Source organism: Methylocaldum sp. (genome assembly GCF_039794385.1).
Lineage (GTDB): Bacteria > Pseudomonadota > Gammaproteobacteria > Methylococcales > Methylococcaceae > Methylocaldum.
This window is the reverse complement of sequence record NZ_JBDIVO010000032.1, coordinates 1-25969: the sequence shown is the minus strand read 5'-3', so window position 1 is coordinate 25969 and position 25969 is coordinate 1. Positions and strand designations below refer to the sequence as shown.

23 protein-coding genes are annotated in these 25969 nt (G+C 56.8%); 11 read left to right on the top strand and 12 right to left on the bottom strand.

The features are described from left to right. Window positions 1-109 precede the first annotated feature (109 nt). Complete coding sequence (locus ABJK70_RS05185) at window positions 110-1360, bottom strand: transporter (RefSeq protein ID WP_347257500.1); 1251 nt, start codon at window positions 1358-1360, stop codon at window positions 110-112. Between the two features lie 494 nt (window positions 1361-1854). Between ABJK70_RS05185 and ABJK70_RS05180 the strand changes: the two genes are divergently transcribed. The 8 genes from ABJK70_RS05180 to ABJK70_RS05145 are packed head-to-tail and all read left to right on the top strand — an operon-like array spanning window position 1855 to window position 8776. Next, window positions 1855-2448: a DUF2238 domain-containing protein gene (locus ABJK70_RS05180; RefSeq protein WP_347257499.1), complete on the top strand. Its 594-nt coding sequence runs from the start codon at window positions 1855-1857 to the stop codon at window positions 2446-2448. A gap of 40 nt (window positions 2449-2488) precedes the next feature. Then, window positions 2489-3181 (top strand): TIGR04283 family arsenosugar biosynthesis glycosyltransferase, encoded by a 693-nt coding sequence (locus ABJK70_RS05175; RefSeq protein ID WP_347257498.1) that lies wholly within the window; start codon window positions 2489-2491, stop codon window positions 3179-3181. Next, complete coding sequence (locus ABJK70_RS05170; RefSeq protein WP_077730299.1) at window positions 3174-3953, top strand: sterol desaturase family protein; 780 nt, start codon at window positions 3174-3176, stop codon at window positions 3951-3953. Before ABJK70_RS05175 ends, ABJK70_RS05170 begins: the two co-directional genes overlap by 8 nt. 3 nt (window positions 3954-3956) lie before the next feature. Beyond that, window positions 3957-4637, top strand: a complete 681-nt coding sequence (locus tag ABJK70_RS05165) for a TIGR04282 family arsenosugar biosynthesis glycosyltransferase (protein ID WP_156880078.1) — start codon at window positions 3957-3959, stop codon at window positions 4635-4637. A 10-nt stretch (window positions 4638-4647) separates the two neighbouring features. Then, window positions 4648-5628 (top strand): tRNA dihydrouridine synthase DusB, encoded by a 981-nt coding sequence (gene dusB / locus ABJK70_RS05160; RefSeq protein WP_347257497.1) that lies wholly within the window; start codon window positions 4648-4650, stop codon window positions 5626-5628. Further along, window positions 5625-5915, top strand: a complete 291-nt coding sequence (locus tag ABJK70_RS05155) for a helix-turn-helix domain-containing protein (RefSeq protein ID WP_077730296.1) — start codon at window positions 5625-5627, stop codon at window positions 5913-5915. The genes dusB and ABJK70_RS05155 overlap by 4 nt, the downstream gene beginning before the upstream one ends. 36 nt (window positions 5916-5951) lie before the next feature. Continuing rightward, entirely contained in the window at window positions 5952-7514 is a 1563-nt protein-coding gene (purH, locus tag ABJK70_RS05150; RefSeq protein ID WP_347257496.1) for a bifunctional phosphoribosylaminoimidazolecarboxamide formyltransferase/IMP cyclohydrolase, read from the top strand. Window positions 7515-7540: 26 nt separating this feature from the next. Next, on the top strand, window positions 7541-8776 hold the full coding sequence (locus ABJK70_RS05145; RefSeq protein WP_347257495.1) for a (Fe-S)-binding protein: 1236 nt from the start codon (window positions 7541-7543) through the stop codon (window positions 8774-8776). Window positions 8777-8845: 69 nt separating this feature from the next. On the opposite strand, the gene speD is transcribed toward ABJK70_RS05145, so the two are convergent. Beyond that, window positions 8846-9652, bottom strand: coding sequence for an adenosylmethionine decarboxylase (speD, locus tag ABJK70_RS05140; RefSeq protein WP_240502507.1), 807 nt, complete (start codon window positions 9650-9652; stop codon window positions 8846-8848). Window positions 9653-9755: 103 nt separating this feature from the next. Next, complete coding sequence (locus tag ABJK70_RS05135; protein WP_133717817.1) at window positions 9756-10175, bottom strand: OsmC family protein; 420 nt, start codon at window positions 10173-10175, stop codon at window positions 9756-9758. 118 nt (window positions 10176-10293) lie between these two features. Between ABJK70_RS05135 and crp the strand changes: the two genes are divergently transcribed. Then, the gene (crp, locus tag ABJK70_RS05130) at window positions 10294-10941 is read left to right on the top strand and encodes a cAMP-activated global transcriptional regulator CRP (RefSeq protein ID WP_077730291.1); all 648 of its coding nucleotides are present in this window, start codon (window positions 10294-10296) and stop codon (window positions 10939-10941) included. Between the two features lie 42 nt (window positions 10942-10983). Here the strand turns inward: crp and ABJK70_RS05125 are convergent, their stop codons facing one another. The 9 genes from ABJK70_RS05125 to radC all read right to left on the bottom strand — a co-directional run bounded on the left by ABJK70_RS05125 (window position 10984) and on the right by radC (window position 24343). Then, complete coding sequence (locus ABJK70_RS05125; RefSeq protein WP_347257494.1) at window positions 10984-12495, bottom strand: glycosyltransferase family 39 protein; 1512 nt, start codon at window positions 12493-12495, stop codon at window positions 10984-10986. 303 nt (window positions 12496-12798) lie between these two features. Then, window positions 12799-14844 carry an oligopeptidase A gene (gene prlC, locus ABJK70_RS05120; protein WP_077730289.1) on the bottom strand — a complete coding sequence of 682 codons (2046 nt, stop codon included), beginning with the start codon at window positions 14842-14844 and terminating at the stop codon, window positions 12799-12801. A gap of 50 nt (window positions 14845-14894) precedes the next feature. Beyond that, a complete protein-coding gene (locus tag ABJK70_RS05115; RefSeq protein WP_077730288.1) occupies window positions 14895-16259 on the bottom strand; it encodes an HDOD domain-containing protein in 1365 nt (454 codons plus the stop codon). Window positions 16260-16303: 44 nt separating this feature from the next. Continuing rightward, on the bottom strand, window positions 16304-17713 hold the full coding sequence (locus ABJK70_RS05110; protein WP_077730287.1) for an HDOD domain-containing protein: 1410 nt from the start codon (window positions 17711-17713) through the stop codon (window positions 16304-16306). Window positions 17714-17825: 112 nt separating this feature from the next. Then, window positions 17826-18926 (bottom strand): glycine cleavage system aminomethyltransferase GcvT, encoded by a 1101-nt coding sequence (gene gcvT, locus ABJK70_RS05105; RefSeq protein ID WP_077730286.1) that lies wholly within the window; start codon window positions 18924-18926, stop codon window positions 17826-17828. A gap of 138 nt (window positions 18927-19064) precedes the next feature. Next, a complete protein-coding gene (locus tag ABJK70_RS05100) occupies window positions 19065-21197 on the bottom strand; it encodes a sodium-translocating pyrophosphatase (RefSeq protein ID WP_347257493.1) in 2133 nt (710 codons plus the stop codon). Between the two features lie 58 nt (window positions 21198-21255). After that, window positions 21256-22518: a 6-phosphofructokinase gene (locus ABJK70_RS05095; protein WP_347257492.1), complete on the bottom strand. Its 1263-nt coding sequence runs from the start codon at window positions 22516-22518 to the stop codon at window positions 21256-21258. 431 nt (window positions 22519-22949) lie between these two features. Then, on the bottom strand, window positions 22950-23633 hold the full coding sequence (locus ABJK70_RS05090; protein ID WP_077730310.1) for a class I SAM-dependent methyltransferase: 684 nt from the start codon (window positions 23631-23633) through the stop codon (window positions 22950-22952). A 35-nt stretch (window positions 23634-23668) separates the two neighbouring features. Further along, window positions 23669-24343, bottom strand: a complete 675-nt coding sequence (gene radC / locus ABJK70_RS05085; RefSeq protein WP_077730284.1) for a DNA repair protein RadC — start codon at window positions 24341-24343, stop codon at window positions 23669-23671. A gap of 112 nt (window positions 24344-24455) precedes the next feature. Here radC and coaBC point away from each other — a divergent pair, with 112 nt between their 5' ends. Then, on the top strand, window positions 24456-25676 hold the full coding sequence (coaBC, locus tag ABJK70_RS05080; protein ID WP_347257491.1) for a bifunctional phosphopantothenoylcysteine decarboxylase/phosphopantothenate--cysteine ligase CoaBC: 1221 nt from the start codon (window positions 24456-24458) through the stop codon (window positions 25674-25676). Continuing rightward, window positions 25645-25969, top strand: a 325-nt coding sequence (gene dut / locus ABJK70_RS05075) for a dUTP diphosphatase (RefSeq protein ID WP_347257490.1), incomplete at its 3' end; no start/stop codon positions are given. The genes coaBC and dut, both read left to right, overlap by 32 nt.

Here is a 25969-nt window from a genome sequence, read left to right as displayed (position 1 = left end):
GGAGTCGAAAATGAGCCACCCCACTCTCTTCTCCAACCGGGAGAATGAAACCTTGAATAAAACAGCTACTCATAGCATTTAATCTCCTTTAGTTAGATAGACGCTCTGCTCATCGGAAAAAAGGCAGGGGATACTGTCGATCAAACCGGTACGGAACGTTGACGCCCGCGAAAAAATCCGTGGCCTCTTCGGTCAAGCCGAAATTTACGAAGGGTTCCACAAATAAGCCCTTAGCCACCTGTACGGTAACGGCCAAGTTGAGCGAGTGAATATCCCTGCCGGAACCCGTAATTTCTCGACCATCGATCTTGTCTCTCAGTATCGCGGCACCGTTCAAGGCTGTGGAGAAACTTACCCGATCGTTCAACGAGAAGCCCATACCGAGGGAGTAAGGAATTTGATCGCCCGGGTCGATTCTGCCGTCTTCGAGGACCGCGTTGTAGCCCAGAGAACCGAAGAGGACTACCGGATCCACCGTCTTGACGAGCGATACGGAACCGCCGACATTCCAAAAGCCTGTGCCTAAACTGGGATCTACGATCAGTAAATTGGACCCTACGCTGGGCCCTAAAACACTCGTAAGGCCGCGCCCCTCCCGTCCGGTATCGGATTTGACGTTCAGGCTCAACGTTGTTTCCGGAACGAGGCCCTCTTCGTGCAAGGCGCCCCATCGCAGACTGCCACTGACGTCACCCAGTCCGGAACCATCCTGCCGCCTAAAGCCTTCGCGAGCAAAAAACGGCTGAATTGTATCTAGTTCTAGCTCTTGGAAATTAAATGGAACGGATATATCCAGCTCGAGATCGTCGATCAAGCCGTAGCGAAACAAAACACCAGCGCTTGCCGCTCTAGCCCTCACTTTATATGGCGATATTTCGGATGTATCTTGAGCGTAACTCGCGATGAACTCGACCTGCAGATCGCCTCTCTTGAACAAGACCTTTTGCGATCTCAGGAATTGATCGAGTTCTATCTTGGCCTCCTCCGCCTCTTTTTCTCGGTCCCCCTCCTTCAACCCCATTTCCGGAGATACTTTTTTGGGCGCGGCGGGAGCCGTTTCGGCTCGTGCCGTCGCCGTCTTCTCCCCTTGCTCGGATGTCTCTGCCGCCGCTTCTTGGGTTTTCTGTGCCTGCGCCTGCGGCAAGGACTCTCGCTCCCAAGTTTCGTTTTCGATGAGAATCTGGACCTGCGCCTTCAGCGCCTCGACTTCTTGTTTCAGTTTCTCGTATTCACTCCGAGGAACGGTATCCTCTACCGCTGATTTCGTCGCTCCCGCCTTCGTACGGGCGTGGGAAACACCGCTATCTACGAGCGCAAGCAAAAATGCCCCACAAATGAAGACCATGCATTTTTTTATCATTATCACTTCCTTGCCTGCCGCCGACCGCTAAATCGGCGGGACACGTTGATGGAACAACACCGAATAGAACTGATCGAAACATTCGGCGCGCCAGCACCGGCTTATGAGTAACACCTCAGCCACGATTCGATTGCCTCCGACAAGCCAAGGTTTTGAAAGATTGACTCTTCAGACGAGTGATTTCATAGGAGGCGCGCCGCGGCTTGTCGAAAACGGATCGATGCCGCGAAGAAAACAAGGGCGATGGATTGAAATTCGGCAAAGTGCCGTCCTTTGCGTGCAGCGCTGTCGCCTTGAACACCCGATGCGACCGGATTGAAGGCTTAACGTACACTATGCTCCCTCCTTGAACTCGATACGGCCGTAACGTTGCACGGCCATTTTGCGAAGTGTGGTTCGGACGACTTAGAGTAATCTCGTAAGCTGGCGTAAAGGCTACTCATGGAGCCGTAATTAGTCAATGTTTAATGGAAACCGCTGGAGATATCAGATCATTGTTCAACATCTTTATTTTTGCATTTGTTTCCGTGCTGGCGTGGTCGGTCGTTCAGCCGTACAGCTATAGCGTCTGGCTTTTGGATGCAATACCCGCCATGGCCGCGTTCGTCGCAGTAATCGCCACGCATCGTCTCTTTCCTCTGACTCCTCTGGCCTATAGCCTGATCCTGGCTTTATGCCTGCTGATCCTCGTCGGCGCGCATTACTCGTTCGGCAAAGTTCCTTTTTTCGATTGGCTGAAACCGCTATTCGGGAGTCAGCGAAACAACTTCGACAAGCTGGCTCATTTTTTTCAAGGGTTTTCGCCCGCGGTTGTTTTTCGAGAAATTTTCATTCGTTCCGGCGTTTTTCGGGATCGACGCTGGCTGGCCGCGATTGTCGCGGCCCTGTGCCTCGCGCTCAGCGCCGCCTACGAGCTCGTTGAATGGGCCGTTGCGGTGGCCTTGAGAGACGGGGCCGAGGATTTTCTGGCGATGCAAGGCGATCTGTGGGATGCGCAATCGGACATGGCTTTTGCCTTGGCCGGGGCTTTGATATCGCTTGCACTGTTGAGTCGGCGGCATGACAAACAGATCGAACGGCTTAGCTGAGAAGTCGGCCGCCAAACCCTCCCGCGACTCGTGTCGCGACATGCCCGCAAACGTTCGTTGGTCTGTCATCATTCCGGTTTTGAACGAGGCGGACATAATCCGGGAGGCGCTATCCCGGCTGCAGCCGTTAAGAAGTCAGGGAATCGAAATCGTCGTTGCCGACGGCGGAAGCACGGACGGTAGTCCGAACCTGGCCCGTGAATTCGTGTCGTCGATCGTACGCGCGCCCAAGGGGCGAGCCGCGCAGATGAATGCCGGCGCAAGCGTAGCGACGGGCGGCTACCTGTTATTTCTCCATATCGACACCCGATTGCCGGAGAACGCACTCCTCGCGTTAACAAAAGTTTTCGAATCCCAGGCCGCATGGGGACGCTTCGACGTGCGGCTGTCCGGGAATCGTCCGTTGCTGCGGATCGTCGAAACCCTGATGAACTGGCGCTCTCGCTTGACCGGCATCGCGACGGGCGACCAGGCCATATTCGTGCGGCGAGACATCTTCGAGCGCATCGGCGGCTTTCCGGAGATCCCACTCATGGAGGACATAGCGCTGAGCGAGCGGCTAAAACGCATCGCTAGCCCCGCCTGCCTTCTGGAGCGGGTGATAACGTCCAGCCGGCGATGGGAACAAAACGGAACGGTGCGTACTATCCTCCTCATGTGGAAACTGCGACTGCTCTATTTTCTCGGGACCAATCCGGCCAAGTTAGCCGCCGCATATTACCGCCATGACTGAATCTATCCTCCGTCTTGTTTTCTTTCTCGGCGTGCTTGGCATGATGCTGTTATGGGAGTGGCGTAGTCCATTCCGGACGTTTCCCGAAGGCAAGATACGCCGGCTTGCGCGGCACCTCGGCCTGATGACCCTCAACTCCGCCGTCGCACGCATCTTAAGCGGCGGAGGCGCATATTTCGCCGCAGAGTTCGCACTCGAAAGCCACTGGGGCCTGTTCAACCAACTCGCCCTGACTTACAGTTTATCCTTCGCAGCTGGCTTACTCCTGCTCGACTTCGCCATCTACCTCCAGCACATCGCCTTTCATCGGGTTCCGCTGTTCTGGCGATTGCATAAGATTCACCATCTCGACCTCGGTTTCGACACGACCACGGCCATCCGTTTTCATCCCTTGGAAATCGTCCTGTCGACCTACTACAAAATGGCTTTAGCCATCGCTTTCGGAATATTGCCGACGGCCATTCTGGTCTTCGAGATACTTTTGAACGCCTGTGCTTTGTTCAATCACGGAAATGCGCGCATCCCGGCTCCGTGGGAAAGGAGACTCCGACTGTTTCTCATCACCCCGGACATGCACCGCATCCATCATTCGACCTACAAGCCGGAAATGGACAGCAATTTCGGATTTTCCGTGCCGTTCTGGGACAAGCTGTGCGGCACTTATTGCGCAACGCCGCTCCTGGGCCAAGAAGGCATGGAAATCGGCCTCAAAGACCAACGCGATCCAAAACTGCTAGACTTTTCGCGGCTGCTGATTTTGCCGTTCCGTTGAAGTATGTCGGACTACCGTTTTCCGCTTGCCACCCTGGCCATCATGGCGAAGGCGCCGATTCCGGGGCAAGTAAAAACCCGATTGATTCCCGCTCTAAGCGCGGAAGCGGCGGCACGGTTGCATACTGCTCTACTCCGCAAAACGGGCCGGGAGATGCTGCACGCAAACCTGTGCCCGGTACAGCTTTGGTGCTCTCCCGATACCGGCCACCCCGAATTTGTCGGCTTGGAACTGTTGGGAGCAGCCCTGAAAACGCAATGCCGGGGCGACCTCGGAGCGCGCATGGCCTACGCTGCCCGCGAGTCTCTCGAGAAGGCGAACCAGATCATCATTATCGGCACCGATTGTCCGGCGCTCGATCCCCTTTATGTGGAAAATGCGATCATCGCATTGATGAACGGAAACGATGCGGTCGTCGGTCCGGCCGAAGATGGCGGTTACTGCTTGCTCGGGCTGACCCGGACCGACGACGAACTGTTCCGAAACATGCCATGGGGCGGAGCGGAGGTGCTGAACGAGACGCGGCAACGGCTTGAAAAGCTGCGCTGGCGGTGGGCGGAACTCTCCCCGTTGTGGGATATCGACCGTCCTGAAGACTTGCAGCGGCTTAAAAACATGGACAAATGGCAGGAAAAATTTTTGCGTCCATACCCTGATCCGGCTAGACTTTTGCGCCCGCAATAGACTCATCACTATGTATATCGGCCCGTATCGACTGGCTAACCGCTTGATTCTGGCTCCTATGGCCGGCGTAACCGACCGCCCCTTCCGAATGCTATGCCGTCGTTACGGCGCAGCTCTCGCCATATCGGAAATGGTGTCCGCCAATCCCGCCTTGCGCCATGATCGCAAGACCCTGCGACGGAGCGATCACGCCGGAGAGCCGGAACCCCGTGCCGTACAGATTCTCGGCAACGATCCGGCCGCCATGGCCGAAGCCGCCAGAATCAACGCCGATCGAGGCGCACAGATCATCGATATCAACATGGGCTGTCCCGCCAAGAAAGTGTGCCACAAAGCCGCCGGATCGGCGCTTCTCAGAGACGAACGCCTGGTCGCGCGGATTTTGGAAGCGGTTGTCGAAGCGGTGGAGGTACCGGTCACGCTAAAAATACGCACCGGCTGGGACCCCAACCACCGCAACGCGGTCACCGTTGCGAAAATCGCCGAGAATGCGGGCATTCGCGCCATCACGATTCATGGTCGCACCCGAGCCTGCGGCTTTTCCGGGCAAGCCGAATACCTTACAATTCACCAGGTCAAGCAAACTGTAGGCATCCCGGTGATCGCCAACGGCGACGTCGATTCGCCGGAAAAAGCAGCGGCCGTCCTCGAACTCACCGGTGCCGATGCTGTCATGATCGGTCGAGCCGCCCTCGGAAACCCTTGGCTGTTTCGTCGCATCGACCATTTTCTTAGCGGAAGCGTCGAGTCCGGACTGCCCGGAGCGGAGGAAACGCGGGATGTCATTTTGGAACATCTGAACGGACTTTATGCATTCTACGGCGAACATCTCGGAGTGCGGATCGCGCGCAAGCACGTCGGTTGGTACCTGAGCCATCTTTCCTGCCCGCCGGATTTCGGCCCGCTGTTCAACATTCAAGACGGTGCCAATCAGCAACTGGATTTAATAAACCAATTGTTTAACGAAGAAAGTCGGAAATTGGCTGCATGAAAGCACAAGCAAGGAATATCGAGGCAATGCCCAATGCCGTCGAGTTCAAAACCGATGCCACATTGCTCTTGAGCGACCACGTACGCATGACCCTGACGCGCTACTTTGCTCAGCTCGACGGGCATGAGGCAACGGATCTCTACGCCATGGTCATCAGCGAAGTGGAAAAGCCCTTGATCGAAACCGTATTGGAGCAATGCGGTCATAACCAGAGTAAGGCGGCGCTGGTACTCGGCGTTAGCCGCAGCACCTTACGCAAGAAGATGCTTCAGTATGGCATCGAGTAATCTTTTTTAATTTTCAGCTGCCCGCGTCATCTTTTCATGAAAATCAAAGTCTCCCGAGCACTCGTTAGCGTGTCAGACAAATCCGGACTTGTGGAATTCTGCCGAGGACTGGCTGACCTTGGAATCGAGATCCTGTCATCGGGCGGGACAGCCGCGCTTTTGCGCGAAAACGGCATCGCGGCAGTGGAAGTATCCGACTATACCGGTTTTCCCGAAATGATGGGCGGACGGATCAAGACTTTGCACCCCAAGATCCACGGCGGCGTTCTCGGGCGCCGCGGGATCGACGAGAATGTGATGGCGCAACACGGCATCTCTCCCATCGATCTGGTGGTCGTCAATCTTTATCCCTTCGAGCAAACCATCTCCAAGCCCGACTGTGAACTCGCCGAAGCCATCGAAAACATAGATATCGGCGGTCCCGCCATGATCCGTGCGGCCGCCAAGAATCATGAATCGGTGGGCGTAATCGTCGACCCAACCGATTACCCCGAGGTTCTCGGGGAACTTCAAGCGCAAGCCGGCTGTCTGTCCGATGACATGCGATTCAAGCTGGCGATCAAAAGTTTCCGGCATACCGCTGCCTATGATAGCGCCATTGCGGCTTATCTCGGTAAGGCCGAAGACTCGGACACATTCCCGGACCCGCTCGTGATGCGTTTCCGCAAAGCCCAAGCGATGCGCTACGGGGAAAATCCGCACCAAAAAGCGGCATTCTACGTTGTACCCGGCGTGCCCAGCGGCACCGTCGCTGCGGCGAAACAGCTTCAGGGCAAGGAACTGTCCTACAACAATATCGCCGACGCGGATGCGGCGCTCGAATGCGTCAAGACTTTCGACGACTCGCCTGCCTGCGTCATCGTCAAGCATGCCAATCCATGCGGCGTCGCGCAGGGCAAGACACTGATGGAGGCTTACGACCGCGCCTACGCCACCGACCCAACCTCCGCGTTCGGCGGCATCATCGCCTTTAATCAAGCGCTGGATGTGCAAACCGCCCGCGCCATCATCGAAAGACAGTTCGTGGAAGTGATCATCGCTCCCCGGGTGGGCGAGGGTACGCTTCAAGTGCTCAGCGGAAAAGCCAACGTACGGGTTTTGGAATCCGGTCCTTGGGCTAGCGCTCCCGCGCCGGAATGGGATTTCAAACGCGTATCCGGTGGTCTCCTGGTACAAGACCGGGACTTGGGCGTTGTTGCTCGGGAAGATTTGCGTATCGTCACCCAGCGCGCCCCAACCGAAGACGAAATGGCCGATCTCTTGTTTGCCTGGAAAGTGGTCAAGTATGTCAAATCCAACGCCATCGTGTATTGCAAGAACCGCCAAACCATCGGCATAGGTGCGGGACAAATGAGCCGCGTCTATTCGGCGCGCATCGCGGCGATCAAGGCCGCGGACGAAGGACTTGCCGTTCAAGGCTCGGTTATGGCTTCGGACGCTTACTTCCCGTTCCGCGACGGGGTGGATTCGGCCGCCGCGGCCGGGATCACCGCCGTCATTCAGCCGGGCGGCTCGATACGCGACCCGGAAGTGATCGCGGCCGCCGACGAACACGGCATGGCCATGGTCTTTACCGGCATGCGACATTTCCGCCACTAACCAGTTACAGTTTTTCTCGAACTTCTTTGAATCGATCCCAACGGTTTTCCGATACCGATCTCTGCGTCAAATGCGGGCTGTGCCTGCCCCATTGCCCTACCTACAACAAAACTCTGGACGAGAACGAATCCCCGCGCGGACGCATCGCCCTGATCCAGGGCTGGGCACAAGGATCACTCGCTGCGACGCCGGAATTGGTAAGTCACATCGATAATTGCCTCTTGTGCCGATCCTGCGAGGCGGTCTGTCCGGCCTATGTTCCGTACGGCAGCCTCGTCGATCGGTTTCGCGGCGAGACCGGCGAGGTGGAAAAAACCACATCGGCTCGCATCAAGTCCGCCGGGATCAAGATTGCGCTGACCAATAAGCGCGCTTCCCGCTGGGTGGAACGCCTGGTTGAAAAATCGGGACGCGAGAGCAAAGGACTGCTACAAAAGACGGGCTTGCTGAAAGCACTGGGACTGTCCGAATTCGACGCGGGACTTCCGGATATATCCACTTCGGTACGCTGGAACGATTTTTATCCCGCACAAGGCCAGAACGAGCGTGGCCGGGTCGCCCTGTTTCTCGGCTGTACGGCAAATCTTCTGGATGCCGAGACCGTCTCTTCAACTCTACTTGTACTGAACCGGCTCGGCGTCGGCGTTCGGGTGCCGGACACGCAGGCGTGTTGCGGGGCGCTGCATCATCATGCCGGCGATCAGGCTTCAGCGCGAAAGCTCATGGATCGCAATCTGGCCGCTTTTAATTTGTCCGACGCGGACACCGTCATCACCGTCGCGAGCGGCTGCGGTGCGATGCTGCGCGACTATCGGCACTTGGAAGCCACCGCCGATCTCGCCAAGCGCGTCAAAGACATCAGCCAGCTCCTTGCAGAACTCTCCTGGCCCGACGGCATCGAGTTCAAACCCCTGGCCGCCAAGGTTTGCGTGCATACCCCGTGCACCCTGAAGAACGTGTTGCGGGCGGAACGTCACGGCGCCGACCTGCTCCGCCGCATACCGTCCCTCGACGTAGCGTCCCTACCCAACTCCCAGCGCTGCTGCGGCGCTGCGGGCAGTTATATGCTGGAACACCCTGAAATGGCTAAAGACCTGCGGGACGATGTACTCGAATCGGTGACGGCTATCAAACCTGATTTCCTGGCGACATCCAATCCGGGTTGCGCAGTGCATTTAAGAGCCGGCTTTAAGCAGAGAGGGCTGGGCCATATCGAAGTACTGCATCCGGTCACGCTACTCGCACGGCAGCTCGTTCGATAAAAAAGCCGGCTCAGCGCCGGCTTTTTGGAGTTATGGGGTTTACGGAGTCGTGCTAGAGACCGTGATCCCTCATCGCCGCAGTTTGTAATTTCGGCCGTAGAAGATTTCCGCCATTTCCTGCTTGAGCTGCTTCTGAATGGCGATACGCTCCTCGTCGGTCAGCGCATCTTTGTCGGTCTCGAACAGATAATTGTCGAGATGGAAGTCTTTCAGGATCATCTTGGTGTGGAAAATTTTCTCCTGATAGACGTTCACGTCGATCATCTGATACCGCTCCGCCATCGCATCCGAAATGTAGTTCTGAATGGACGTGATCTCGTGATCGTTATAATGCTTCTGGCCGCTGATATCGCGAGTGAAGCCGCGCACGCGGTAATCCATGATCACGATATCGGACTCGAAGCTGTGGATCAGATAATTGAGCGCCTTTAGCGGCGAAATCCGGCCGCAGGTGGATACGTCGATATCGGCCCGAAAGGTGCTAATGCCGCCATAGGGGTGACTTTCCGGATAAGTGTGCACCGTGATGTGGCTTTTGTTCAGATGCGCCACCACGGATTCCGGCGCGGGACCCGGCGCCTCGATATTGGTGATGGTATCCGGCACGTGCCCTTCCGAGATGAGCATGGTCACGCTGGCGCCCTGAGGCTCGTAATCCTGACGCGCTATGTTCAAAATTTCGGCGCCGATGATCGCATTCACATCGGTCAATATCTGCGTCAAGCGTTTGGCGTTGTACATCTCGTCGATGTACTCGATGTAACGACGCTGCTGCTGGCCCGATTTGGCATAGCAGATGTCGTAAATATTGAAGCTCAACGATTTGGTGAGGTTATTGAAACCGTGTAACTGCAATTTTTCCATCGATCTAACGATTACCCCCGTAGTCGGTTGTAACTGCCCCTTGACCGCACGCGCTCACGAATAAAGTGCAGGGCCGGTGCCAAAAGTTCATGAGACCGAGAAACCTGTCCATCGTTCACTCGACTTCGATGATTTCATAGTCGTGCGTAATCTGGGCCGTTTTCCCGAGCATAATCGATGCGGAACAATATTTCTCCGCGGAGAGTTGAACCGCTCGGTTGACCACTGCGTCGCTCAGTCCTTTGCCTTTAACGACGAAATGCACGTGGATCCGAGTAAAAACCTTGGGATCGGTTTCCGCCCGTTCAGCTTCGAGCCGTAGCTCGCAATCCCGCACATCGTGCCGCCCTTTGCGGAGAATATGTACTACGTCGAACGCCGTACATCCCCCCATCCCTATCAGCAAGGTTTCCATCGGACGCACACCGAGATTCCGGCCGCCCGATTCCGGCGGCCCATCCATGACTACCGTGTGACCGCTGCCGGATTCAGCCAGGAACAGCGCATTTTCTACCCACTTGACGCGCGCCTTCATCGAAGACCCCCGAGTAAAAATAGCCGCATACTTTATCACAATTCCCCGCCGGGCCAAGCGAAATTAATCGCTGCTAAACTTGATAGATCGCTTTCCATTCACGAGACCCGCAACGCCTATGCATTCTCTCTCGAAACCGGACGAGGCTCTGGCAAATCTCCTGCCGTATTGCCATCGCCGTCGTTATCCCAACAAAACGCACATTATTCGGCCCGGAGATGCAGGAGACACGCTCTATTACATCATCGAAGGCGCGGTTACGGTCAGTCTGGCGCACAAGCCGAGCGGTGACGATATCGTACTCGCTTATCTGAACAAGGGAGAGTTTATCGGCGAAATCGGAGTATTCATGGGCTCCATGCTTCGGGATGTGACGGTCACGACCCGTGAACCGAGCCAACTTGCCGAGATAGGTTATGCTCGATTTTCTCAATTGCTCAACGGCGAACTCGCCGAACATGCCGTAGGCATTTTGAATCTCCTAGGGCGTCAGCTGTCCCGGCGGCTTTTACACACCAGCCGCAAGGTCGGCAACCTCGCATTCCTCGATGTTTCCGGTCGTATCGCGCACACCCTCATAGAGCTATGCAAGCAGCCTGAAGCACTGACGCACCCCGACGGCATGCAAATCCGCATCACCCGGCAGGAACTGGGCCGCATCGTAGGCTGCTCCAGGGAGGTTGCGGGAAGGGTTCTGAAAAATCTCGAAGAACAGGGACTCCTTTCGGCCAAAGGCAAGACGATCGTCGTCTATGGGACTCGTTAAGCCACAGCCTGCGCTCGGAAAGATGGCCAAGGTTTAGCCCGCTCAGCCTGTCGGTCGGGCAACCACATCCGGCCGCGCAAGTAGAGCAGACGCTTTCCATAATCCGATACGGCGATTGCCCCGATAAGGCTGGGAAAATTCGGCACTCTCCTCAAATGCCTTCTTGCTACCGCGATACACGATGACAACATAACCATCGGGGTGTGCGGCCAACCATTCGGACAGCGCCTTACGCGTGTGGAGCACCTTGAGCGGTTCTTTCAGCCTCCCGACGAATTGAAAATCCCCGCTGTATTTTTCCCAATGCGCAATCGATGCTCCCAGCGCTTGCAACTGGGCAAGACGAGTTCCCATAGGCCGCATGTCGTGGTGAGATCGCCCTGCCTCGATATAAATGAGATGCGCGGCCAGCACCACGCCGATCATCGCTCCCACGACTGCCCGCACCATCGTTGCCGAGTCACCGGGCCGCCATAGCAGTAGAAAAGCACCCAGTCCGATGATCAGCGCTCTCGCGATCAAGGGCGATGCTTCGGCGACGGCCACGACTGTGCTATCGGCTTTCGGAAAGCCGAGAACACCGGCGATACCCGGAAGCAAAGCCAACGCCAGCCCCAAGCCCAATACGACCGTTCCGAATGCCCGTTGACCAAAGCGCCCGACCTGAATCGACGGATCGCCGAATACCCGGGCGAAGATCAGTGCCCAGATGGGCAGAGAAGGAAGCAGATAATGAATCTGTTTGGCGCTGACAGCCGATAACAGTATCAATACGGCTGCAACGTGAAGAATGCAGAAGCGCAATTTCAGATCCGCCTTTAGCTCGATCAGCTTGCGCCAAAGACCCGGCCAAAGAATCCATGGAAACAAAAAAATCGGCAATATGGCCGCATACCACCACCATGATCGCTTATGAGCGAAGGAATTGGCGATGCGGCCAGCCGACTGCCCCCAAAAGATGGCTTGGGCGTACTCTTCGCCCCCGGACATGCCGGCGGGAATAGCCCATGCCAAGGCAATGGCCGCGCCCAAGACGGTAGCCGCCAGAATACCGGCGTACCATCCGCCCCAGCCCGAACGCGGAACGCGCCCCATCCACCAAGGTGCCAGCAGACCGACCGGCAGTATGAGCAGCAAGATGATGGGCCCTTTGGACAGTACCCCTCCACCGATCCCGACAGCCGTCATCAACCAGCCGAGATAGGAAGGTTCTTGAGCGGCGCGCAGAATACCCAACACGCCCAGCAAGGCAAAAAAGGCCACCAGCATGTCGTAGAGGGTCAGGGTGGTCCACATGGACCAGACCGCAAGACCGAGCAAAATCAAAGGAGCCAGGCGGGATACCGACTCCAACTCGGGCCACAGCCGGCGCGCCAAACGCTCGGTCAGAATCAGATTGGCCAAGCCGAACAAGGGACCTACCAACCGCGGCGTCCAGTCGTTGACGCCGAAGATGAGCCAGCTCAAATGGATGATCCATTGGAAAAGAGGCGGCTTGTGACTGTACGGTTCGCCGTTCAGGGAAGGTACGAGGAAATCGCCTCGCAGCCACATCTCCCAGGCTACCGATACGGCGCGGGTTTCATCGACGGGTATAAGAGGCCTAAAGGCAAGGCCAGAGAAAACGAGAACGCACCAGAGAAGGACGTAATCCCTGGCAAACGGCCGGTATGGCATAGACGTCGTTGTTATGGATTCACTTTCGTTACGAAAAACCGGCGCCCCCAAAGCACCGGCGCCTGAGCCTGTTCATCCTACTCTACGGCAAGCTGCGGATATCGGTTAAAAGACAAAACAACGAGCGGGGCAACTTACGTCGCCCTCGCCCTGCCTTCATTATAAGGATTTGTATATTCGCTAAGCCGCTTCAACGATGCCGTTGTGCCTTAGCAGGGCATCGATCGTCGGCTCGCGGCCGCGGAAGGCGGTGAAAAGCTCCATGGCCTTGCGGCTGCCGCCTTGCTCGAGGATATTTTCCAAGAACGAGCGGCCTACGTCCGGCGCAAAAATGCCTTCTTCCTCGAACAGCGAGAAAGCGTCGCTGGACAAGACTTCCGCCCATTTGTAGCTGTAATAGCCCGCCGCATAGCCCCCACCGAAGATGTGCGAGAAACTGTGCGGGAACCGGTTGAAAGGCGGCGGGACAAATACCGCCACCTGCTTTCTGACGTCGTCGAGTATCGGATAAATCCGGCCACCCCGGCTCGGATCGTATTCCAAATGAATGCGGAAATCGAACACACTGAATTCGAGCTGGCGGACCATCTGCATGCCCGACTGGAAATTGCGGGCTGCGATCATCTTGTCAAGCAAATCTTCCGGCAAAGGCTCGCCGGTCCGATAGTGGCCCGATATGAGTCCCAGCGCATCGGGTTCCCAGCAAAAGTTTTCCATGAACTGGCTCGGCAGTTCCACGGCGTCCCATTCCACGCCGTGGATGCCGGAAACACCCAGGTAATCGACCTTGGTCAGCATATGGTGCAAGCCATGACCGAATTCATGGAATAAGGTCAACACCTCGTCATGCCGCAACAAGGACGGCTCGCCATTGGTCGGAGGCGTGAAATTACAAGTCAGATACGCGATCGGGTGCTGTATCTTTTGGCCGATTCTGCGCCGGGTGACGCATTCGTCCATCCAGGCTCCGCCACGTTTCTTCGGCCGCGCATAAAGATCCAGATAGAAACCGCCCAACAAATCGCCCGAGCGGCCAAGGATTTCATAAAACCTGACGTCCGGATGCCAAACATCCACCCCGGATTTTTCCCGGATTTGAAGCCCGTACAAGCGTTCGACCACGCCGAACATCCCGGGAACAACCCGATTGACGGGGAAATAGGTTCGAATCTCTTCTTCGGACAAGGCGAATTTATGCTGCCTAAGCTTCTCTGAATAATAAGTCAGATCCCAAGATTCCAGCGTTTCTTGACCATGCTCTTGGCTTGCGAAGTTTTTCAGCTCTTCGAGATCTCGTCTCGCCTGAGGCAAGCTGCGGCGCGCCAGATCGTTCAGAAAATGCATCACCTCATCGGTCGAGGGCGCCATTTTGGTGGCAAGCGACAATTCCGCATAGTTCGAGAATCCGAGAAGCCGCGCCTCTTCATGGCGCAAGGCGAGAATCCTCTCCATGACTTCGGAGTTGTCCCAGCGTCCGGCATCAGGACCTTGATCGGACGCGCGAGTGTTGTAGGCGGTGTAGAACTCGCGGCGCAAATCCCGATCGTCCGCATAAGTCATCACGGCAATATAAGACGGGAATTCCAGACTGAACAGCCAACCTCTCTTACCCTGCGCCGCAGCTGCTTGGCGCGCCATCGCAACCGCCGACTCGGGTAATCCGCTCAGCAGCTTTTCATCCTCGATGTGCTTGCTCCAGGCATGCGTCGCGTCGAGCACGTTATCCTGAAATTGACTGGCGAGTTTGGAGAGTTCTTGGGCAATGGCCTTGAAGCGGGACTTTTTCTCCGGAGTCAATTCAACGCCGGACAGACGAAAATCCCTGAGCGCATTTTCAAGGATCTTCTTTTGCGCGGTATCCAATTCGGTTGCACCCGGGCTTTCGGCAAGCCCGCGGTAAGCCGCGTACAATTCCTCGTTTTGGCCGATTTCCGTCCCGTATTCGCTCAACAGCGGCAGACACGCGTTGTAGGCCTCTCTAAGCTCGTCGCTGTTCACCACGGCATTCATGTGGCTTACCGGAGACCAGGCTTTGTTTAGCCGGTCATCCAAGTCTTCCAACGGCTCTACCAGGTGTTCCCAGGTATCTGTTTTTCCATGTTCAAGCAATTTCGCGATAGCAGCACGGTTTTCTTCCAATATCCGTTCGACAGCCGGCACGACATGCTCCGCTTTGATACGCGAAAACGGCGGAAGACCATCCATATCAAGTAATGGGTTGCTCATAAACTCAAAAAAACCAAATGGAAATATACGTTGGACGGAATACGGCCACGTCAGGTTTTGAAAAACTTCATAGTCCGATCGATCCTCTCCTTGGCTTCATGCAGGACGTTAAGGGTATGGGTCGGCGACAACCGACTATCCTTGAGTTTGGCGCATGCCGGAATGGAATTGATTGCCGGCAGCTCCGCCATGCGACGCGTACCGATATAGCTATGCAGCCTGGATAAGATCACGATATCGCTGAGAGCAAGGGCATTGCCGCTGTCGTGATACCATTCTTCAGCCAGCATCGGGATTTCGATCAAATCGGCCGGAAAATCCCACTTTTTCAGCAAGAAAGCCCCTACCGGACCCCGAATATGAGGCATCGCCGACTCGATCTCGTCCGGACTCCAGTACTCGCGAGGAAACTTTTCGGCAAAATAGAGAAACGGCACTACGCCGATATCGGCAACCAATCCGGCTAACAAGGCTTCCTCTTCACTCACTCCTTCGTTCTCGGCGGCTAAAACATAACAGAGGCTGGATAGCTTGATGCTCGTTTCCCACTGCCTGTGAAGGGCTTGATTGATGTAAGGGTCTTGACCACGGAAAACCTGCCTCAGACAAAAGCTGGTCACCAGGTTCCGGGTCGCCGCCAGCCCCAAACGCAAAACTGCATCGTGGCAATTATTGATCGGACGAACAGGCAAGTACAGAGGGCTATTGGCGACATGAACGAGTTTGGCGGCAACGGCGGGATCGAGTTGAACGATGTTGACGACTTCACGGATGTCGACATCGTGTTGTATGGCCTGCCTTAGCTTGAAAGCCACGTCCGGCAAAGAGGGGATTCGCAGTTCTTCCTCGCCGTAAGACTGGGCGAAAGCCTGAAACAGCCGGCCTCCCCGAACAGCTTCCGGAATCCGCTCATCGTTGGAGTCTATTAGAGTTTGCGCCGATTCGTACCTGACCACGCCTCGACTCATGATCTTGCTGGCGACGCGCAATATCTGAATTTCGGTCTGCGCGTACGCCGTGGCGCTGTACTGCTTGCCGCAGCACAAGGGAAACCTCGCTTTGGCAGTATTTGCACTGATCTCGTAAGTTTTCCCGTCACCGAGATCCATCAGAACCGTCCCTCCCAAGAGGTAATGAATCGATTCGATTGGTTCCCCGGCCTTGAACAGAATCGTGCCGGGTCCATAAACCTCGGCCTTTCTCTCCAAAACGAATGCGTCCAATTCGTCTTCGCTGAGGGTGCGGATCGGAAACAATTCTTTCAGGATGTCCAAGTTGATGGACATCCCCTCCCGTGACGAAGGAACGATTTTCGCAGCTTGCGGATAAGCGTCCGCCCCGTCCTCGACCGGTGTTTGCGTCTTGAGGCTGGCTGTTTGCCTCCTAGAACCGAAAATTCGTGTCAGCAAGCTCATTTCTCAACTCTATCACAGGACACTGTCGAAAACTGTTACATACATTACTGACCGAATACCCTCAAGGTTTCGGCAATCTGCTCCTTGGCATCGTACAATACCTTGAGCGACTGCTCCGGAGTCAGCGTGGCATCTTTGAGCTTAGCGTATGCGGGTAATTCGGTGATCGGGGGCAAATCTCCCATCTTGGGCGTTCCGACATAACTGTGCCAGGCCGCTAGCCGGACGATATCGGCCAAACCCAGCCGATCCGTACCCGACGAGTAGTTCCATTGCTCGGCAATGATCGGAAGATCGAGATATTCGTCGGCAAACTCCCACTTAGCGAGCAAATATTGGCCGACCGGCCCTTGAATAATCGGCAGGGCTGCCTCGAGTTCCGCCGAGCCGTGATACTCAGACCGAAATTTTTCGGCAAAAGACAGAAAAGGAATGGCGCCGATGCGAACGATCAATCCGCCCAACAGCGCTTTATCGGGATCGACCTGACCGGTTCTCGCCGCCAGCACGGAAGAAATCACCGACAGTTGAAGGCTGCTCTTCCACACGTCCAACATGAGTTTTCTGATCTGCGGACTACCCGCGTTGAAGAGACCTTTCATACTCATGGTGAAAATGAGGTTGCGGGTCGCCACCAGACCTAGCCGAGCAATGGCGCTCTGACACGTCTTGACCGGCTCGGCCGTGAGATAGAGAGGAGAATTGGCCACTTGCACCAACTTAGTCGCAAGTACGGGATCCATCTGCACGATTTTTGTCGCCTTTACGAAGTCGATCTCCTCGCGCATGGCCTGCCTTAATTTGAAGGCCACGGACGGAAAAGCCGGCAAGTCGAGCTTGCCTTTATGAAAGGTACGGCAGAAGACATAAAACAAATTGCTCCCACCCAGTTCACGAGGAAGCGGCGATCGAGTCAAATCGGGCGGAACTATCGTCCGGGCGCTCGATCTCTCCGCATACTGTCGCAAGATCACTGCGGGCACGCGCAGCACCCAAACGTCCGTCCAGGCATTCGCCGCAATCGAACTCAGCCCGTCGCGATTCAGCGGGAAGCGTGCGGCATCGCTATCCGAATCCACCTTCGTCTTGCCGCCACGTTCCGGCCCGACCATAACCGTGCCTTTAAGCAGAAACACTGCCGTCTCGGGCATTTCAGAGCCACGAAGCACGGTCGAACCTGCCGGATAGAACTCCATTAGGCGCCCGGAAGCGAAGGCGATCAGTTCCTCCTCGCTCAGTGTTGCCAGCGGCGCCAAACGCTTAAGAATTTCGGGAGGAACCGGCTCGGTTCGGATGAGCGTGGGCTCGACACTGGGCGAGTCCAACAGAAACGAATCCGAAGGATCCTGAATATCGGAACGAGCAGCGGTCCTTTTAGCGGCGACCAACTTGAAGCCGAGCCAGCCCGCCACACCGAGACTGAGGATACCGATTGCCAATACGAGGGTATTCATCTATAGCCGCTCACACTCCAAGGCGGAATATTATTTTCGTTTATGTGACACGCCTCACATACAACTCGGCGAGCCCATGCTAACCACCCTATAAATACTAGCTTAATAGCTGCTAAATTCGATCCAAGCCGAAAGCCGCGTGCCCCTGCCTGACAAAACGTGGCGGCGTAATCCACGCCTCTTTCGATTGGCCGCGAATCTCTACCCAGGCACGCTCATAGCTGCCGGGAGGCAGACGAGCAAAGCCGACCGAGCGATTCAGTGTAGGCGAGAAAATCCCGCTCGTGACAACACCTTCACCAAACGGCGGAACGACGACCTTCTGCCCATGGCGCAGCACGCCTTTATCGTTCAACACGAGTCCCACAAAACGGCGCAGTTGCCCGATTTTCCGCTGCTCCTCCAAGGCCTTGCGACCGATAAACTGCCGCTCGACCGGCTCCCAGGCCACGGTCCAACCCAGTCCGGATTCCAAAGGGCTTACGGTCTCGTCCATGTCCAATCCATAAAGCCGCATTCCGGCTTCAAGACGCAAGGTATCCCTCGCCCCAAGCCCGCAGGGTCTAAAACCGTTAGCGATCAGTACTGCCCACAGGGCAGCAGCATCGGCCTGAGGCAAGATGATTTCCAAACCGTCTTCGCCGGTATATCCGCTGCAAGATATGAACCAATCGCCAGCCTCGGCAAATTCGAACGGCGCCAAGGACATAACGGCCACATGCAATTCGGAAGGCAGGCCATCACGCGCTTTGCGCCTCGTTTCCGGCCCTTGCGCCGCGATAATCGCGAGATCCTGCCTGGGCAGGACGCCCACGGAGAATCCAGAGACCTGCCGCTGTATCCAAGAGATGACCTTGTCGCGAGTAGCGGCATTGCTCACAATCCGAAACCGATCCCCTGCCCTGCGGAAAACGGTCAAGTCATCCAGTATCCCGCCGCTCTCGTTAAGCACGCAGCTATACAGAGCCTTGCCGGGACCGCTCAATCGATCGACATCGTTCGCCAGGAGCATTCTCAGAAACCGCCCGCAATCCGCGCCGTCGAGATCGATGACGGTCATGTGCGACACATCGAAAACACCGGCATCCCGGCGCACGGCATGATGCTCCTCCAGTTGCGAACCATAATGAAGCGGCAACTCCCAACCCGCGAACTCCACCATGCGTCCGCCGGCCTGCCGGTGGATCTCATTCAAGATTGTTTTGCGCACCATGGGTTCAAACCCGATATTAACGAATGAATATTCGGTTAGACCTAATCGCTCGCCTATTCCGACTAGACAAAGGAATCAAAAATGCATGAAACAAAGAGGCCGGCAAAGCCGGCCTCGATAACTGGATCGTCGCGTCACTTACAGTAACGGAATGATCAAAAGAGCCACGATATTGATGATCTTGATCATCGGATTGACGGCCGGGCCCGCCGTGTCCTTGTACGGGTCGCCGACGGTATCGCCGGTCACCGCCGCCTTATGGGCTTCGGACCCCTTGCCGCCGTGATGGCCGTCCTCTATATATTTTTTCGCGTTATCCCAGGCACCGCCTCCGGTGGTCATGGAAATGGCCACGAACAGCCCGGTAATGATCGAACCGATGAGTACGCCGCCCAATGCCTCCTTACCGAGCAGCAACCCCACCAGAATGGGTATCGCCACGGGCAACAGGGATGGCACGATCATTTCCTTGATCGCGGCCACGGTCAGCATGTCCACCGCCTTCGAATAATCGGGCTTGGCGGTATAGTCCATGATGCCGGGAATCTCGCGGAACTGCCGCCGAACCTCGTTAACGATTCCGCCTGCGGCACGGCCCACGGCCTCCATGGCCAAAGCACCGAACAGATAAGGCACCAAGCCGCCGATGAAAAGCCCGATGACCACCATGTGGTTCGACAAGTCGAAGGTAATGCCGCCGCCCAAATTATGGGTGTAGTCGGCGAACAGCACGAGCGCGGCAAGCCCTGCGGAGCCGATGGCGTACCCCTTGGTTACCGCTTTGGTGGTATTGCCGACGGCATCGAGAGGATCGGTGATGTTACGGATTTCGGCGGGCAAATCGGCCATCTCAGCGATGCCCCCGGCGTTGTCCGTAATGGGACCGTAGGCGTCCAGCGCCACGATCATGCCGGTCATGGACAGCATTGCCGTGGCCGCCACGGCGATTCCGAACAAACCGGCCAGCTCGTAGGCTCCCCAGATGCTGGCACATACGGCAACAACGGGGCCCGCCGTCGACTTCATGGAGATGCCCAGCCCCGCGATGATGTTGGTAGCGTGCCCGGTGGTCGACGCCGATGCGATATGCTGAACCGGCTTGAATTCGGTTGCCGTGTAGTATTCGGTGATGGCGACCATCACCCCTGTAAGAACAAGACCGATGAGGGCGGAGAAATAGATGCTGTGGGCCGAAATCGATTCGCCCGCAAACGAAACATCGCCACCGAACAATGCCAGAGTGACCGGATAGAACGCCAGGGCGGACAAGCCGCCGGAGACGATGACGCCTTTGTAGAGGCCGCTCATGATCTTGCGTCCCTCGGCAACCTCCACGAAAGAAGTGCCGATAATGGATGCAATGATGGAAATTCCGCCGAGCACCAAGGGATAAGCGATGGCGTTCTCCGACCCGGCGGTGAGCAGGCTGGCCAGCAGCATGGTGGCGACGATCGTCACCGCGTAGGTCTCGAACAAGTCGGCGGCCATGCCGGCACAATCGCCCACGTTGTCGCCCACGTTGTCGGCGATGACCGCAGGATTTCGGGGATCGTCCTCGGGAATCCCGGCCTCGACCTTGCCCACCAAATCGGCGCCCACGTCGGCGCCCTTGGTAAAGATGCCGCCGCCCAAACGGGCGAAGATGGAAATCAAAGAACCACCGAAGGCGAGTCCCACCAGTGCGTGCAACGGATCGTCGACGCCGGAGGCTTTCAGGATCACATAGTAACCGGCGACACCCAAAAGGCCCAATCCGACCACCAACAGGCCGGTGATGGCACCGCCCCGGAAAGCCACGGTGAAAGCGGCATTCATGCCTTGATATGCGGCCTGTGCAGTGCGGGAATTGGAGCGCACCGAGATGTTCATGCCGATGTAACCGGCAACGCCGGACAGCACCGCACCGACGGCAAAGCCGATGGCGACAGCCCACCCGAGGGCGACACCGATAACGAGGAAGAGAACCCCGCCGACCAGACCGATCGTCTTGTACTGGCGGTTCAGATAAGCTTTGGCGCCTTGCTGAATGGCGGAGGCAATTTCCACCATGCGCTCATTGCCCGGCGATTGAATATTAATCCAGGCAATGGAAAGGATTCCGTAGATCAGGGCGGCAACCGCAGCCGTGAACGCGAAAGCCACTCCCCAGCCGATTGTGAAACCGATGTATAGGAACTCGATGAGTCCCAAACCGGCGATCATTTTACAGCGACGGTCATTCAGCACTAACCGGACGCCCTCTTGCGCGCGGGCGACGAGTAAATAAGCCATTTTCTCCTCCTCTTTTTGCTTTCTTGTTTTTACGTCACATGGGGCATGAACTCGGAAATCAAACTGCAAATTGGCTGGTCAGCTTCTTGGGAACCGACGCATTTTTCAACACGACGTAATTCGGCAAGCCATCTTTGTACGGCGGGTAATCTTCGCCCTCTATCAAAGGGAGCAAATAGGCGCGACAAGCATCGGTAATGCCAAAGCCGTCTGGAGAAATGAATTCCCGCGGCATCTTCTTTTCCACATTGGCCACGTCCGACAAGTCGGCGTGACCGATCTTCCACCGATAGGGCGAATCGGAAATACGATCGATCGTGGGCATGACCGCATTCCGGCCATCCAAAGCCAGTTCGACGGCGGCCTTACCGAGGCCGTAAGCCTGTTCGACATCGGTTCTGGAAGCAATGTGCCGGGCGGCGCGCTGCAGATAATCGGCCACGGCCCAGTGATACCTGTGGCCCAGCGAGCTCTTGATCAGAGCGGCAATGACCGGGGCGACACCGCCAAGCTGGGTGTGGCCGAAAACGTCTTTGATACCGGCATCGGCCAGAAACTTGCCGTCCGCCCCCTTTACGCCTTCCGAGACCACTACCGAGCAATAACCGTAACGCTTGACCCTCTCGTCGACCGCGGCCAGAAACTCGGTTTGATCGAAGGGAATTTCGGGAAACAGGATCACCAGCGGGATATCGTGTTCCGCATCGGCCGCCAATCCTCCGGCGGCAGCGATCCAGCCAGCATGGCGCCCCATGACCTCGATCACGAATATCTTGGTTGAAGTGGCCGCCATCGAGGCCACGTCGAAGCTCGCTTCACGGGTGGAAACCGCAATGTACTTGGCTACGGAACCGAAACCGGGACAGTTGTCGGTAATGGGCAGGTCGTTATCGACCGTCTTGGGAATATGAATGGCGCACAATGGATAACCCATCTTCTCCGAAAGCTGAGACACTTTCAGACAGGTATCGGCCGAATCGCCGCCGCCGTTGTAGAAGAAATAGCCGATGTCGTGGGCCTTGAAGACTTCGATCAGCCGTTCGTATTGCGCCTTGCTCTCATCGAGTCCCTTCAGCTTGTAGCGGCAGGAGCCGAAAGCGCCGCCCGGCGTGTGCCGCAGCCCGGCAATGGCTTGATCGGATTCCTGAGCCGTGTCGATAAGATCTTCGGTCAACGCACCGATAATGCCATTCCGCCCGGCATAAACACTACCAATATGATTACGGTGCCGCCGCGCGGTTTCGATCACACCGCATGCCGATGCGTTAATGACGGCGGTTACACCGCCGGATTGGGCATAAAATGCATTCCGAATGGCCATGGCCGCCCTTTATCGTTCTAAAGTCCTAATAAAAAGCCTACATTAGAACAATTACCCTTGCAGTACAAGGCGCTTAGGCTAACCGCCAAGGGTATTTGCACCATACGGCTATATTGGAATTGACAGCCAGATACGATGATTGTTTTCCACAGCGTCCGATGTTGTCTTTAGCCTTTCTACTGCGCCTCCTCCCGTGACACGCCGAGCAATGCGCCGGGACGATTCGCCGCGTCTGAGATGTTTACACAGATGCGGCATAAGGGTGATCCGTGTCGCCGAGCCATTAAGGCGGCACGGGCGACAATGTGCTGAGCGTCTTGCCCGGAGTCCGGAGCAACGACAGAATCGGCGGCGGTCCTCGAGTCAACGCGACAAATGCGTCGTGCAAGAACTGACTCTATTCGGCCATGAAAGCGGCCTCGGTCACCCGCTTAACGCTGGGTTTCCAGCAAAGAAAGTCGGCCCGACACGACGAGATGACGATCGCTGACGATAGTGACGGCAAAATCGGCTAGGCCGGCTTTCTCCAATTGCGCGCGGATTTCATCCGGCCGGTAAGCCGCACGAAGGGAGTTCGAGAAATCCCGTTTCAGCACCTCCGGCGCGTCGGCCGCATACTGCCGGACCAGTTCGTTTAGCTGCTCTTCGCTCTCGGGCCGCAGCAGGTCCATAATAAAAATCGGCGCGCCGGATTTTCCCCACCGCTTCACGGACGCCCATAACACCATGGGATCGGCCAGGTGATGGAGCAGCGAATTCGAGATCACCGCATCGTAAGACGTCAGCGGTAAGGTGGCATCGGGAAGATAGGCTCTGATCAGCCGGATACGCTGCTCCAAGCCTGCCGAGCGAACGGCTTTACGGCCGAACTCGAGCATGGCTTCGGCGCCGTCCACGCCGTCGATCCGGCAATTCGGAAAGGCGCGGGCGAAACGCACGGTTACGTCGGCCGAACCGCAGCCTAAGTCGAGAACTGCGCCGGCCAGCGTGTCGTCCGGAAACGCGGATCGAAACAGGGAGACGAAATGATCGTGCGGCTCGGAAAAATCCGCTTCCGCATAGGCACGGGCCTGATCTTCCTCGTCCATCAATTCCGGCTCGGGTACACGCTGCATGTTCGGCTCCATCGACAAGATCGCTTAGCAACGCACTATATCAACCCGTGCTCAGCGAAAGAATAGGCTTCCCCGTCACCAACGATGAAATGATCGAGCACGCGTATATCGATGAGCGACAAGGCTTGCTTGAGCCTGTGCGTGATGTGCTTGTCGGCCTCGCTGGGTTCGGCGATGCCCGAAGGATGGTTGTGGGCGAATATCACGGCCGCGGCATTGAAGGACAAGGCCTTTTTAACCACTTCCCTAGGATAGACGCTGGCTCCATCTATGGTGCCCCGGAACAGTTCTTCAAATTCGATGATCCGGTGCTGATTGTCGAGAAAGAGAGCCGCGAATACCTCGTGAGGATGGCTGCGCAACTGCGCGGCGAGATAGCGGCGGGTCAGGTCGGGACTGGTTAGCGCGCTTCCGCGCCGGAGCGTCTCCTTGAGATGTCTTCGGGCCATTTCGAGCACGGCCTGAAGCAAGGCATATTTGGCCGTCCCGAGCCCGCGGCTGCGGCTGAACCGTTCGAAGTCGCTTTCCAGCAATGCCCTCAGCGAGCCGAACTCGTTGAGCAGTTCGCGAGACAGATCCACCGCAGTCTTGCCTTTGACCCCCGTGCGCAGGAAAATCGCCAGCAGCTCCGCATCCGACAACGCCAGCGGTCCTTTTTGAAGCAGCTTTTCCCGCGGTCTTTCGTCGTCGGGCCAATCCGTGATGGGCATAGCTCCCCCCGTCCAATAAAGTGTTTCAAACCGAATCGCAGCAAAGCATAGAAGCCGTAACGCAAACTTGCCATAATGCGGCGGCTCAACCTCTTATCGAAACCAGCCAACATTGACCTATCTCACCGGTAAAAACATCGTTTTGGGTGTTACGGGCGGTATCGCCGCCTACAAAGCTGCCGAACTGACCAGACTTTTGCGTAATGCCGGCGCCTCGGTACGGGTCGTCATGACCCATGCAGCGACGGCTTTCGTCTCTCCGCTGACGTTTCAGGCGCTTTCTGGCAATCCGGTGCATACCGAGTTGCTCGATACCGGCGAGGAATCGGCCATGGGGCATATCAGCCTGGCCCGGTGGGCGGATCTGGTGCTGATCGCGCCGGCCACGGCCGATTTCATTGCCAAGCTCCGGATCGGACTCGGCGACGATCTTTTGTCGACGGTGTGCCTGGCAACCCGCGCCCCGATCGCCTTCGCCCCCGCCATGAACCAGGCCATGTGGGACAACCCGGCGACCCAAGAGAACGTCCGCCGCCTGTCCGACCGGGGCGTTCGAATACTCGGGCCGGCGGAAGGCGATCAGGCCTGCGGCGAGGTCGGCATGGGCCGGCTCTTAGAACCGCAACGGATTTTGGAGGAGTTGGAAAGCTTCTTCGGAGGCGGGGTTCTGGCCGGACTGTCGGTCCTGATCAGCGCTGGCCCTACCCGCGAACCGATTGATCCGGTGCGTTACATCAGCAACCGAAGCTCGGGCAAGATGGGCTACGCGCTTGCGGAGGCCGCCGGGCGGGCTGGCGCGAAGGTCAGTCTGGTGACCGGCCCCACGGCCCTGAAGGTCCCGAACGTACACGAGGTCTCATGGGTCGAGAGCGCCGCGGACATGTACCGCTGCGTCATGGACAAGGTCCCGTCCGCCAATATCTATATCGGCGCCGCGGCGGTGGCTGACTATTCCCCGGAAACCACAGCGAACCAAAAAATCAAGAAAAACCAGTCGGAGATGGTTCTGACACTGCGCAAGACCCAGGACATACTGAGCGCCGTCAGCGCCTCGCCGAAACGCCCGTTCACCGTGGGCTTCGCCGCCGAGACCGATAAACTCGAAGACTATGCCCGGCACAAGCTGGCGGCCAAATCGCTGGACATGGTGGCCGCCAACTGGGTCGGGCGTGACAAAGGCGGATTCGAAAACGACGACAACGCGATCTTCGTTTGCTGGAACGGCGGTCATACCTATTTGCCGCTAGCTCCGAAGAAAACCATTGCCGAACAACTCATACGACTCATTGCCGAACGTTATCATGCGCAAAATTCAGTTAAAGATTCTCGATAAGCGCCTCGGGAGCGAGATTCCCCTGCCCCATTACGCCACCTCCGGCGCGGCCGGGCTGGATCTTAGGGCCTGCCTCGACGAACCGCTACGGCTCGAACCGGGCGAATCCAAACTGATTCCGACGGGGCTCGCCATCCACATCGAAGACCCCAATCTCGCCGCCGTACTGTTGCCGCGCTCGGGACTCGGACACAAGCACGGCATCGTGCTCGGCAATTTGGTCGGCCTGATCGATTCCGATTACCAGGGCCAGGTTTTCGTCTCCTGCTGGAACCGGGGAACCGAATCCTTCG